The organism is Methanothermobacter crinale (assembly GCF_055397825.1).
The window spans coordinates 121,258-133,370 of sequence record NZ_AP042450.1 but is presented as its reverse complement, the minus strand read 5'-3'; the positions used below and the strand labels follow the sequence as shown (position 1 = coordinate 133,370).

15 protein-coding genes are annotated in these 12,113 nt (G+C 39.5%); 4 read left to right on the top strand and 11 right to left on the bottom strand.

Going from position 1 to position 12,113, the window contains the following annotated elements:
• The first annotated feature begins 1,608 nt into the window (after window positions 1-1,608).
• A complete protein-coding gene (locus ACZ5XX_RS01015; RefSeq protein WP_464584731.1) occupies window positions 1,609-1,767 on the top strand; it encodes a hypothetical protein in 159 nt (52 codons plus the stop codon).
• Window positions 1,768-1,828: 61 nt separating this feature from the next.
• Window positions 1,829-1,990, top strand: coding sequence for a hypothetical protein (locus tag ACZ5XX_RS01010; protein ID WP_464584729.1), 162 nt, complete (start codon window positions 1,829-1,831; stop codon window positions 1,988-1,990).
• An 83-nt stretch (window positions 1,991-2,073) separates the two neighbouring features.
• Here the strand turns inward: ACZ5XX_RS01010 and ACZ5XX_RS01005 are convergent, their stop codons facing one another.
• The 5 genes from ACZ5XX_RS01005 to ACZ5XX_RS00985 all read right to left on the bottom strand — a co-directional run bounded on the left by ACZ5XX_RS01005 (window position 2,074) and on the right by ACZ5XX_RS00985 (window position 5,513).
• Complete coding sequence (locus ACZ5XX_RS01005; RefSeq protein ID WP_464584727.1) at window positions 2,074-2,328, bottom strand: hypothetical protein; 255 nt, start codon at window positions 2,326-2,328, stop codon at window positions 2,074-2,076.
• A 564-nt stretch (window positions 2,329-2,892) separates the two neighbouring features.
• The gene (locus tag ACZ5XX_RS01000) at window positions 2,893-3,306 is read right to left on the bottom strand and encodes a pyridoxamine 5'-phosphate oxidase family protein (RefSeq protein WP_464586105.1); all 414 of its coding nucleotides are present in this window, start codon (window positions 3,304-3,306) and stop codon (window positions 2,893-2,895) included.
• Between the two features lie 83 nt (window positions 3,307-3,389).
• Window positions 3,390-4,379: a hypothetical protein gene (locus tag ACZ5XX_RS00995; protein ID WP_464584725.1), complete on the bottom strand. Its 990-nt coding sequence runs from the start codon at window positions 4,377-4,379 to the stop codon at window positions 3,390-3,392.
• A 40-nt stretch (window positions 4,380-4,419) separates the two neighbouring features.
• Window positions 4,420-4,575: a hypothetical protein gene (locus ACZ5XX_RS00990; RefSeq protein ID WP_464584723.1), complete on the bottom strand. Its 156-nt coding sequence runs from the start codon at window positions 4,573-4,575 to the stop codon at window positions 4,420-4,422.
• A 161-nt stretch (window positions 4,576-4,736) separates the two neighbouring features.
• Entirely contained in the window at window positions 4,737-5,513 is a 777-nt protein-coding gene (locus ACZ5XX_RS00985; protein ID WP_464584721.1) for a hypothetical protein, read from the bottom strand.
• A gap of 250 nt (window positions 5,514-5,763) precedes the next feature.
• Here ACZ5XX_RS00985 and ACZ5XX_RS00980 point away from each other — a divergent pair, with 250 nt between their 5' ends.
• Window positions 5,764-6,675, top strand: coding sequence for a M28 family metallopeptidase (locus ACZ5XX_RS00980; protein WP_464584719.1), 912 nt, complete (start codon window positions 5,764-5,766; stop codon window positions 6,673-6,675).
• An 86-nt stretch (window positions 6,676-6,761) separates the two neighbouring features.
• Window positions 6,762-7,544, top strand: a complete 783-nt coding sequence (locus tag ACZ5XX_RS00975; RefSeq protein WP_464584717.1) for a slipin family protein — start codon at window positions 6,762-6,764, stop codon at window positions 7,542-7,544.
• Here the strand turns inward: ACZ5XX_RS00975 and ACZ5XX_RS00970 are convergent.
• The 6 genes from ACZ5XX_RS00970 to ACZ5XX_RS00945 all read right to left on the bottom strand — a co-directional run bounded on the left by ACZ5XX_RS00970 (window position 7,536) and on the right by ACZ5XX_RS00945 (window position 12,064).
• Window positions 7,536-8,945, bottom strand: coding sequence for a B12-binding domain-containing radical SAM protein (locus tag ACZ5XX_RS00970; protein WP_464584715.1), 1,410 nt, complete (start codon window positions 8,943-8,945; stop codon window positions 7,536-7,538). The genes ACZ5XX_RS00975 and ACZ5XX_RS00970 overlap by 9 nt on opposite strands.
• A gap of 19 nt (window positions 8,946-8,964) precedes the next feature.
• The gene (locus ACZ5XX_RS00965; protein ID WP_464584713.1) at window positions 8,965-10,434 is read right to left on the bottom strand and encodes a radical SAM protein; all 1,470 of its coding nucleotides are present in this window, start codon (window positions 10,432-10,434) and stop codon (window positions 8,965-8,967) included.
• 15 nt (window positions 10,435-10,449) lie between these two features.
• Window positions 10,450-11,031 (bottom strand): TetR/AcrR family transcriptional regulator, encoded by a 582-nt coding sequence (locus ACZ5XX_RS00960; RefSeq protein ID WP_464584711.1) that lies wholly within the window; start codon window positions 11,029-11,031, stop codon window positions 10,450-10,452.
• A gap of 96 nt (window positions 11,032-11,127) precedes the next feature.
• Window positions 11,128-11,673, bottom strand: a complete 546-nt coding sequence (gene pyrE / locus ACZ5XX_RS00955; RefSeq protein WP_464584709.1) for an orotate phosphoribosyltransferase — start codon at window positions 11,671-11,673, stop codon at window positions 11,128-11,130.
• Window positions 11,628-11,804: an orotate phosphoribosyltransferase gene (locus ACZ5XX_RS00950; RefSeq protein ID WP_464584707.1), complete on the bottom strand. Its 177-nt coding sequence runs from the start codon at window positions 11,802-11,804 to the stop codon at window positions 11,628-11,630. Before ACZ5XX_RS00950 ends, pyrE begins: the two co-directional genes overlap by 46 nt.
• A gap of 26 nt (window positions 11,805-11,830) precedes the next feature.
• Window positions 11,831-12,064 carry a PRC-barrel domain-containing protein gene (locus tag ACZ5XX_RS00945; protein ID WP_464584705.1) on the bottom strand — a complete coding sequence of 78 codons (234 nt, stop codon included), beginning with the start codon at window positions 12,062-12,064 and terminating at the stop codon, window positions 11,831-11,833.
• Window positions 12,065-12,113: the final 49 nt, after the last annotated feature.

The window sequence follows — 12,113 nt, the reverse complement described above, 5'->3', positions numbered from 1 at the left end:
TAGTAGGTGGAATATTGTTCTAGCTTAGCCTTGCCCTTCAAGTGACTGGTACTCTTCCATCCATTCTTTTGGAGGCTTTGTAGAAATCGTACTTTCTTATATTTTTGATGTGCTCACGCGCCTGTAGAATAGTAGATGCTTTTGAGCTTGTGTTTCCATTGTATCCTCGCCGGTTACTTCTGGAATAATTTTTATCGTCCACTATTCGTTAGTACTGATATGATTGTTTCCACTCTGATTGTATAATGGTTTGCTGAAAATATCAGGCATCGATAGGCGGTATTTACCATCTTTCATGTTCTTTTTTTGTCATGTTGGGTTGCTTCCAGTTCTTCATTTATGTGTATTTCTTCCTGGTTCGAATGCCTTGTCCATGTTAGACCTACTGGCTTATATTTCCATATTGGTGGGTATTGCATCCCTCTGGGTCATGTTTAAGAGCCTTTGGAAACCTTTTTGGGAGAGTATAATTTGTTCTTGTGTGTCCGAAACCTATTTTTGGCGTAGACTCTTCCCCTATTTGCTTTGTGCTCTGGCCTTGTAAGCATGGGTTTGCAGGACCCTTGCTGCCGGTTCTGTCAATAGCGATCCAAGAATCCTTTATGTTGAACAAATACACAGTTAAGTTGAGTATCCTTTCCAGGACCTTATGATCCGATGCTTTTGAAGAACTTCTGCTGTGTCGGTGCTCAACGCTACTTCAGGCTTAGCATCTTGGGTAGGCGTTAAACTACTGATGTGAATTCACGGTACTTACGTCTTAAACGCGTCTTTAGGCATGAAAAAGACATGGTTGGTGCTGAATGTGTTTAAGATTCGATTTTATGCTTGGATAGGCTTGTAAAGCTTTCTTGGCCACTTTAAATCTGACGCTTGTAAATTTTATTAACTTTTTCCATTAAATTATCCTCGGGGATTACCTTTCAGCTTTTTCCTGGTTAATATCATTAGTGATCATCCTATATGATTTTTACAGACCTACAGTGTTATAAAATCAGCTTTACGTTCTCATTTCCAATAATGCGAAGACTTGCAAGGACTGGGACATTCCCTTAGATTAACTTTTTGTATAGGCCTCTGGTTGGCGTTTCGGCTCAAGCCGTGGTTGTGGTGGCAGGGTCCTCCTTGTTGAAGCAAGAGGCCTCATCGGGATGCTGAGTGGTGATTTGCTGCTCCAACAGCTGCGATAACTTGATGTTCCAACCTCAAATGGATAGAATATCCCAATCTAATAATTCTTGGTAGATATCTCCATAATGTGAATAAACCAGCCAATCTGTGTCATGGCCACGAAGATTAATAGAACATTTGTGGTGACAGTTTCTAATCTTTGGTAGAAACTGGAAGCCAGTTATGGTTTATAATCAATACAAAGCCTATTATTGCCTTAATTTTATCATCCATTAATTTTTAAGAGAGCTTGAAATTTTGGATTTCATATACTTGTTAAATGATTAAAGAATTTTATCTGTGATTTTTTTGTGGATGATATTCTCTTTTTTTTCTCATTTCGGTTCTTGCAATTATTGAATTATTAATCAAAAATGGGGGGAAGATGAAAGAATTAAATATCAAATAAATTATAATAAAATCTTGGGGGTGAAATGTTTGAAAGTAGAGGAGCTTGTTAAAAAAGTTAAACTTGTCGATCTTAAAAAAGCGGCGAAGGAAAGGAATATAAAACTTGGAAGATGCCCCACCAAATTAAGCATAGCTAAGAAACTTCCCAAGGAAGTCCTCGAAGAACTTGCCTCCAAATCCGACTAAAGGGAATTTATCCAAAATTTTGTCATATAGGCAAAAAGACAGTCCACTCTGACGAAAAAAAGTGTGCGTAGAGGAAAAATCTTCTAACACATATAGAAAAGCATTTAAAGAAGAAGCGAAGGATGTTCAACTATTTGCAAGTGTTGAGGAATCAGAACCTGAACTGTTAGACCATGCTGATATTACAAGTAATGGGGGATCTGAAAAGGGCAAAAAAATTTGAAATGAACAATTGAATTTAAGCGCCACTAAAAGAATTTTGAATATTAATAACCGTTGGCCATCGCTTCACATAATCCCAGTGAACTATCCTGCCATTATGAAGAGCTCCACAAGGTAGTTTATCATCCTTATCCCTTCACTAGCAGATTCACACCCATCTATCCCCACATGGATCTTATCAATGTTCCTTGGGTCTTGTATTTGATAGATTTGAACACCCACCCCCTGGGGGTCTATTGCAAGTGAGTATTGGCATTTTATCCCCCCATCACGGTATTTGCTGATGAAGTTCCCATACAACCTACGGGCCTGCCACCATCCACATTGCAATATTCTCAATGGAGAGTAACTGGAGGCTTCACAATACCCTGGTAACACCCGATCATTTCTACCTCTCTACTATGAGCAAGTATTGCGATGAGTGTTACGATCATCGCAACAATCCACCCCATGTAATGCTCTATAGATTGTTGAGAGCAAATTATAACTGATCACGTTCAAGACCCACTTGTGAGAGCGACCATATGATGTTGAGGGTCTTTGACATCGTATCCTCTCCCCTACCTAATGCCATGATTGTTTGTTGCTGATGGTGCAAGGACGCAAAATAGACCATATGGGGGGGCCTATCTCATATGGTGGCTTCCTTGTGAACTATCATATTCTAATTGGTGGGGGGGGCTTCCCCCATCCTTGGGAAAAATTTGATTCTTTGACCTCCCTGGCATGGAAGGTATCAGTTGGGGAGTAAATGTTTCTCCACAAGCCTTTGGACCATACACGGTCTCTCCATCCAAGATACGGAATGAATTCCCTTTTCTATCGAATGGTTTTCAGCTTACAAGCCCCCCAAGGGGGGGTTCCTCTTTCGAAAAAAGTTAAGTTAGATGCCCTCCGATTTTTTTATGCTATTCTTTTGCTTCCTGGTTTTGGTTTGAGTGAGTATACTTCTTCTATTTCTACTAGTATGGCTGCTTGTGGTTTTATTTTTTCGCCGAATCTTTCTTTGACCATCCTTTTGACTTCTTCGAAGTGTTCGCCTTCTTTTATTATTTTGCCTGTTCCTTTTATCATGTATCCATCGTAGTATATTGCTGAGCCTATGGCGACTTTTGAACCCTTTTGGATATTTTCCATGGTTTTACTGGCGAAGTTCACGGCGATGAGTAATTTTTCGTTGTCAAGGACCTTTGTGAAGCAGACTGGGGCCAGATGCGGATTCCCATCCTCAACTGTTGCAATCCAAACTAGAGGTTTTTCTTTATTGCAGAATTCATTACTTAACATTTCTTTGGCTTCTTCTGGCAATTTGACCATGATCTTCACCCCCACCTTTTTTATCTTCTTTTAAGATTATGTTATGATCTTTTACTTATACTCTCTCATGAGGAAAAATTTTACTATAGGAATTTTTCGCATAATTTTATTGCTTCTATCATGTCATTTTTTAATCTGATTAATCTGAGTTTTTGGATGTAATTTTTGGCATCTTTCATTCGCTTTGTGTTGGAAGCATTTAATATTCTTGGAATTAGGATTTTTTTCATTGCTTCTGTGAGTTTTTTCTTGTCGGTTTTTGTGGCGTAGCCCCTCTTTTTGAATTCCTTGCCTAACTCTTGGAGGCTTAATTGGTTTTTCAAATAATCTATTAGTTTTTCTCGGCAAATGATTAGGTCTGATGCTTTCACGATACCCGTAGGCTCATCTTCTGGTGAAGCTAATAATCCTGCCAGCGAATATGGGTAGGTTATATGTGATCTGAAGAGTCTTGAAAGGTCGTCTCCTTGGTCTTCACTCATCTTCTTGAAAAATAAAGGCACGTTAATTGTCCTGTTCATGCCTATTCTTCCAAGAAGTTCTAGGATAGCATAGGCTAAAATTTGCTGATTTTCAAGTTCTGTCTCAGAAATATATGATGCGACTTTGATGAGTGATTTGTTGGAGTGTATTATCCCTAGTGGCTCATAGAAGAACGCTAGTAGTTCTGCTCTCTGTTCTCTGGTAATATAATGTTGGGCTTCATATGCTATTTTCTTGTAATTCATGGCGTGCCATTTTTTGTCATCGAGCATGTGGGCGATTTCATGTGCAATCACGGCCTTTTTTGATTTTGAATTAGAAAATATGTCAAATGGTATTTTCTTGTTAGGTGTGGAGAATTCTATTACCGTTATAGTTCCTGCTATGCTTCGATAGATTCTTATTCCTATAGGGTATTTGGATACATGCCAGATCAGTGGATTATACTCAAGGTAAATTTCTCGTTTAAAATTAAAGTCTCTTAACACTTGATTTAATGCATTTTCCCAGCTACTTTTAATTTTTGTTAATATTCTTTCATCCACGCCCTCGACGGCCGCGGCCGCGCGTTCAGAAATACTCAATACCATAACAATATCCGAAGGTTAATTGTGTTGGATTAAGGCTATCCTAGCCTTGTTCGGGTCTTCTATTGAATGCTAAAAGTCCGACTGTTATTGGAGTCGGCTCCATTGTTACTTTAGCGCCTTTAGATTTGAATTCTTCGATCTTGGCCTTTAGGTTTTCAACTTCCATTCCTATGCAGAATAATCCTGGTTTATCCACAGGATTTTTAATGAGTTCTATATGGTTTCTTCTTCACCTTTCAATAATGTGATCATCCCCTTTTGATCCCAGGTCATACTGACTGTCTATTTTAAAGTCTATTCACTTCCAGTGTAAAATTTAATGGATTTATCCGTGTCAACTAGTATTTAATTTTTCATTCAAATATTATTTTTCCAATCCAAAATCCGGGTATCTTTGCACGTGGATATTGAAATAAAAGTAGCGATGATTGCCATCATTATTATTATCGTTGATGTCATTGATTGTTTTCCAGGTTTTTCTTGGGGCAATGTTTCATTTCCTAAGAATTTTTTATTAGGTACAACTGGTAATTTTTTGCCGGATATTTCATGTCCCAGGAACTTTATATTATCTGGCGAGCCCGTGGCTCCTTCTAATAGTCTTCCCCCGTCGAATGATGCCCATACCCTCACTTTTCCTTGGTTGTATTCATAGGTGATGATATCTCTTCTATGCAACCCATATGGGTCTGTGGCCGCGACTTTGAGGGCGGCTTTTATTGGATCATGATCGAATTCCTTGAAATTTCCTTGTTCGCAACAGTTAGGATTATTAGCTACTTTGACATACTCTCCTTCAGTTATATTGAATATACTGATTGTATTTGCCTCTATTCTCCCATCATAGGCTGTTAGTCCCACTTTTCCATCAGATGATTTGATGATGAAAAATCCCCACCGATTTTCCCTTAAAATACTGTTCGCCTTTTTCATGTCCTCTTCTTCTATCCTCTTTTTAGATACTATTTCACCTCCAAGTTCCTCCAATTCTTTGTTTATACTTGGATCATCATTCCCCCCAATACCTATTATCCAACCTTCTTCTGTTATGATAAGATGTGTGAAGTATCCACCATCCTCCTTATATTCATGTATTGCATCATAACCCATGAAATTCGTCTTATCTATTATCATATCCGCAGGATATTCAGCATCTCTTCTATATGATATAATATCATGATTATCCCCAAGACAAACCAAGACAAGACAGCAATCTCCTTGAATAAGTTGCGTCCCCCAAGATACTGATAAACCTGAAAGCAAAAAAAAACTACTATAATTAAACATACTAGAGAAACTCTTAACCTTATCTTCCCAGACCCCCCATAAACAATAAAATAATATAATATTTATATCTGTTAATTTTATTGGGAGGTTTGAAGGTTTGAAATATAAAATTGTTTTAACCGTGGCTATAATCGCCATACTAGCAGGGACGCTAATATTTTACATCCCATTCAAAGAAAAGGAAGAGGAAGTAAAAATCCTTAACATATCTGCAGCTGCCAGGGAGTTTAATGCAGATAATGCCTTGACATTTAGTAGAGAAATATGCAAATTAGGACCTAGATACGGTGGCAACAATGCCGAATTAAAAGCTGCGGACATCATGGAAAAAAAATTCGAAGAAAATGGTATAAAAGCCCGTAAAGAGAGAGTGGACCTTGGAGAGGGTGAGCACACATACAACGTCATTGGAGTCATCAACGGCACCAATCCAAACAAATACATTATCATAGGCTCACATATAGATTCACCAGGATTCTGTGAAGGAGCCACAGATGATGCAGCCGCTATGGGAATACAAGTCGAAATCGCGAGAATACTCGCATCTAAAAACTTCAAACCCGAAAAAACCATCCTAATCATAGGATTCGGCGGTGAAGAACTCTGGTTTAAAGGCTCTGAGGATTTCGTTAAAAAACACCCAGAAATAATCCGAAACTGTGACGCCATGATAGACTTAAACTGCGTAGGCGCCGGTGAAAACATATTCCTAACACAATATAGTTACCAGCCAAAACCAGTCCAAGGAGACCCTAAAGTAATCAACATAACTAAAGAATGCGCCCAAGAACTAGGCTATCCAGTCATCATTGGAGAAACAACATACCCCAGTGACACTTACCCATTCTACCACAACAACATCAAAAGAGTGCCAGTCTGCCAGGTGATGAGCCAACCATTTGAAGTAGCGCCATGGAGTTCAGAGAACACAGCAGACAAACTTGACCAAGAAGACGTCAAAAAAATGGGCGAAACAATAACACTAGCCCTCTTAAAACTAGCAGGATAATCCTCTCCAAAGTCGCTCACAAAAAAACTATAATACTGAAGAAAGACACAAACTCCCCATGAGAAAAATATTAGGAAGTGAATTCAATGAACCTATTATTATTGCTAATATTCGTGGTTATAATATTCATTTTAGCGTCCCTTTCTATAAAAATCGTGAACCAATATGAAAGGGGAGTTATCTTCAGACTAGGAAAAGTCATAGGCGTCAAAGAACCGGGTCTTCGCCTTATAATCCCAATTGTGGACAGGATGGTCAAAGTTTCTTTGAGGATAGTGACAATGCCCATACCATCACAGAAAATAATAACCCAGGACAATGTTTCAATTGATGTCGCGGCAGTGGCATATTTTAAGGTTGTGGATCCCTTGAAGGCTGTTATAGCCATAGAAGACTACTATGGGGCAGTGAACCAAATATCCCAGACCACAGTAAGGAATGTGATAGGGCAATTTGCCCTTGATGAAGTGCTCTCAGAAACAGCCAAGATCAACGAGAAGATCAAAGAGATCATTGACAGCCACAGCGAACCATGGGGTATAAATGTTACCACAGTGGAGATAAAAGACATTAAGTTACCAGAGGGCATGCAAAGAGCCATGGCTAAACAAGCCGAGGCGGAAAGGGAAAAGAGGGCTAAGATCATCACAGCAGAGGGGGAATACCTTTCAGCTGCAAAACTTGGAGAGGCTGCTGATGTTATAGCAAAACATCCTATAGCATTACAACTTAGGAATCTTCAAGTGCTCAGTGAGATAGCCACCGAGAAAAACTCCACGATAATATTCCCGGCCCAGTTCATGTCAAGTATAAATGATATAAAAAAGTTTATAGAAAAGGAGATGGAATCCCTAAAAGGGCTACGCTGACTCAGACGTTGAAGTATCATCCTTGAATGGGAGATTCGGCTCTATATAAGTCCTATAGATAGTTTCAAGGAATACTTTTATCATGTAGGTGTGTCTCACTAGGTATGATGGTCTTGAGTAGAATTTTAAATATGCTTTTACAAGTTTTCTTTTCACAATTTCTTTGCTCAAGCCCAGTTTTTCATATTTTATCACGGGATGGATCACAGTATACTTGTCCCAGTCCTCCTCTAGCAGACCTTCCTTTTTCAGTTTATAATAGATTGGTGTCCCTGGGAATGGTGTTAGAATAGAATACTGGCTATAGTCTGGGTCCAGTTTAATTGAGAAATCTATTGTCTTATCCATCTCCTCTGGCGTTTCACCTGGATAACCTAATATGAATGAGGCTATGACATCCACTCCAACATTTTTAGCAGTTTTCACAGCATCCTTTGCCTGTTGGAGTGTTATACCCTTCTTCATAAGATCCAGTATCCTCTGTGACCCTGATTCAACACCATAATAGATTGTGCTCATACCAGCAGATTTAAGCTTTTCTAACAGTGGCCTTTTCACCATATCAACCCTTGATGATGTCACGAAACTAACATCTATACCCCTTGCTTTGATTTCATCGGCTATGGCCTGGGCTCTCCTACGGTGTAACATGAACGTGTCATCAAGGAATGCGATCTCATGGAGTCTGTAATCATATACAAGTTCTTCGATCTCGTCCACGACATTCTCCGGGCTCCTGAAACGGAACTTTTTCCCCATGATAAGAGAAGATGAGCAGTATTCACAAGAGTATACGCAGCCTCTGCTTGTTATCATACCCCCAGCTTCCTCGTTTGATGTTTCATATTCATTAAATGGTACGAGATGTCTTGCGGGGAATGGGAGCTTGTCAAGATCCTTTATAAGTGGCCGTGGCTCGTTAATCTCTAACCTAGATCCTTTACGGTATGCGATTCCTCTAACGTCTTCCAGTCCTTTTTTGCCCTTTTTTTCATGCTTTTCCGCGAGATCGACGATGGTTTCCTCTCCTTCACCTATCACAGCTACATCAAGTTCCTTTAAACTTTTTAGGGTGTCTAATGGTAGGAATGTTGGATGGGGTCCTCCAATGACTGTGAGAACATCTGGTAGTAAATTCTTAATAGTTTTAATATATTTTAGGCTGTTTTTGATTGTTGCCGTGGTTGCTGTGACACCCACCATCAAAGGGTTGAATTTTTCTATTATACTAGCTATTCTCTCAGAGCCCCACCTTTTAAGGTCATCATCTATTATTTTAACAGAGAATGACGCCTTCTCTAATGAAGCTGCAAGATACATTAAGTTTAGTGGGGGTAAAGTTAATCCTAGTTTGTTTTTAATTGCTGTTTTATCCTGGGGGTTTAGGAGGACCACATCCACTTTTAACACTCTTCCCTATTTATTTTGCAAGTGCGCTTTCCTTTATCTTATGCCATAGATTTTTATTGTTTATACACCCAGGGTCTGGGGCACATATATCCTTGAAGTACCCGTATGCTCTTGCCCTACACCCACCACAAATATTCCTTGATTTGCAACTGTGACAAGTCCCTTGGAGCTTATCCCTGTCCCTGAGCGCCTCTAATATCCTATTATCTCTCCAAAGTTTTTCGAAATCGTCTTCTAGAATGTTACCTATCCTAAGTTCATCTTCATGTGGGAAGAATACACATGGGTATATGTCACCGTTGGGTTCAATGCTTAAGTAGAATCTTCCAGCGCCGCAGCCACCTATAAAATCTGCTAACTGTCTCAAATCAGGGTTTGTATACTCTGGATTATAGAAGTGTGTGGGGATGATCTGATTATCACAGGCGTTAAGCTCTTCTGCTACCATTGCAAATTGTGGTGCTGTGGAAAGCACTTGTATATCATTGTTGAAATTGCCATAATATGCATCACGCAATATCCTATACCTTCTACCAGGTGATATGTCAAGGTTTATGTTCTCCATCCCCCTACCCGTGGGTATGAAGTTGAATAGCATGAGCCAGTCAGCACCGAGATAATGGGCTAGTTCCATCATCCCATGAATTTGATGATAATTTTCGGCCGTTACCGTCATAGCCACTTCAACAAAAACATCATGGGCTGAAAAATTCTTAACAGCCTTGCAAGCCCGCTCCCATGAGCCCTTAACACCGCGAAAACTGTCATGAACATTTGGATTTAGACTATCAATACTAACCTGGATGAATTGCAGGCCTGCGTCTATGAATTTTTGGCAACGATCTTCATCAGCTAATATGTAACCATTGGTCGCCATTGCAACATATAAGCCCCTTCTCCTTGCATGTGATACGTAATCGAGTATATTTGGGTGGATGCTTGGCTCTCCACCAGAAAATGCGAGTGAAGTGACACCATTATCTGCTAGGATGTCTATGGCTTCTATTACCTCGTTTTCGTCTAATTCGTCTTTTCGTGGGGTGCCCGCGGTTTCGTAGCAATGTTTGCAGTTCATGTTACAGCGGTGTGTGATATTCCAGACGACCTGGAATGGTGCTCCTGGCACGAATGGTCTTCTAACCCCGAAGATGCCTATACCTTTGAGGACGTTTATCAAACCTTGCAGCCAGTAATGGTCGTTCATTTGTTCTTTCAGTTCTTCTTCTGATACTCCGAATGCTTTTGCACCGCTTTTTATTATATGCGAGAGGAAGTATGATAGGATCCTGCATTCCATGCAACAATCTCTATCGTTTATATAATTGTCTAATGCAGCTTCTAGGCGCGTTTTATTATCTTTTTCGCAGTTGTGGAGCATGAGGTTTATTAGGAATCTTGATAGTGGATTTTCAGCTATTCTTTTGAATGTGTTGATCATGTTCCCCATGTTGGTTTCTTCCTCATCTCCTCTATTTAGCATTTTGATGCCCCCAGTTCATTTTATCCCCCTTAGGAGGATGTTGATGAAGTTTTTGATGTATTTTTCTTCTTGTATTTCGCATTCTTTGAAATGTGATAATAGGTTTAGATGTGAAAGGTAGCTTACGAAGATTAGTGCTGCTGTTTCTGGGCTGATTTTTCGGATATTGCCCTTTTTGATCTGTTCTTTGAAATAATTGGTTAGGTTGGTGTAGAGTGTCTTGTTGATCGAGTCTAGTAGTTCCCATTCTTCTAGGCCGTGTTCTTCTAGTTCTTTTTCCACGAGTATTATGAATATTAGGTCTATTTTTTTCTTAACTACCAATTTGAAGAATTCTTCTGCTAATCTATATAGGAATTCCTCGGGTTTGTCCCTGAGCTCCGATTTTGTGAGTTTATTGAATATTTGGGAGGATAGTATGGCGTTTTCATTTAGTATTTCCCTGAGTAGGTTGCTCTTTGATTTGAACTTCCTGAATAATGTGACTTCACTCACACCCGCCTCTTGGGCGATTTTGCGTGTTGTAGCACCTTTATATCCCTTTTTTATGAAAGTTTCCCTTGCAGCTTTGAGTATTTTCTCTCGTGTAGTTTTCATAATACCACAGGGAATGTAGGTACTTACTTACATTATGTTCATATCCCCCATATAAATATTCCCCCCACAACACAAAAGGTAAAAAAAAAATTCAAGTTATTTCATTTGACTGACGGAGAATAAAGGTTCTAAAATGAAACCTCCTTTTTGAAGGTTTTCTTTCGCCCCCTCCTCACGATCCACTATCACAAACACCCGCTTGACACGGCCACCATTATCTTCTATTACTTTAATAGCTCTTAGGAGGGAATTTCCTGTTGTTGTAACATCCTCCATTATCGCTATATTATCACCCTTTCTTATAGTGCCCTCGATCAATTTTGAGGTTCCATACCCTTTTTTTTCCTTTCTTATTATGATAAGCGGCTTTTTAGTCTTGAGTGATACTGCTGTGGCGATAGGTACAGCACCCAAGGCGGGTCCAGCTATCTTATCAATTTTATCAGTGTTTATGTTCATTTTTATCAATTCCGCTATCAAATCTAGGACTTGTGGGTCTGTTATGGCCTTTTTAATATCCACGTAATAATTACTTTTTTTCCCGGAGGAGAGGATGAAATCACCTGTCCTTATAACCTTTTTTTCCTCTAATAGCTCTAAAAGGCGCCTTTTAAGTTTCTCCTCCTCAATTTCCCCGCGCATATCCTACAAACTCCCAATTCTGGAACATAACAATCCGAGCACACCAAGGCTCCGCATAGACGACAAGTATGTAAAAACGCCACTTTACCACAGAGGCTGCACACACCCCTAACTTCCAACTTCAACACCATAAAAATAATATAATGGGCCTATAGGATCATTCTACCGGCCCTTCAAGGAGTATTTTATCCCCTATTTTTTTAACCATCTCATAGGGTACTATTGTCTCCCCCTTGGATAATCCAAGGCCCTCTGACAATCCACCTTTACCTAGTATGAGCGCTTCTATGGTTCTTGTTTCAAGGTCTACTTCAATATCCTTTACCTTCCCTATTACGCTGGCCGAACTGTCAAGAACCTCTTTACCTATAATATCTTCAACCACTCTCATTTTATCCACCTTATATTCCTTATATATTACTGGTTATTTATAATTTTGG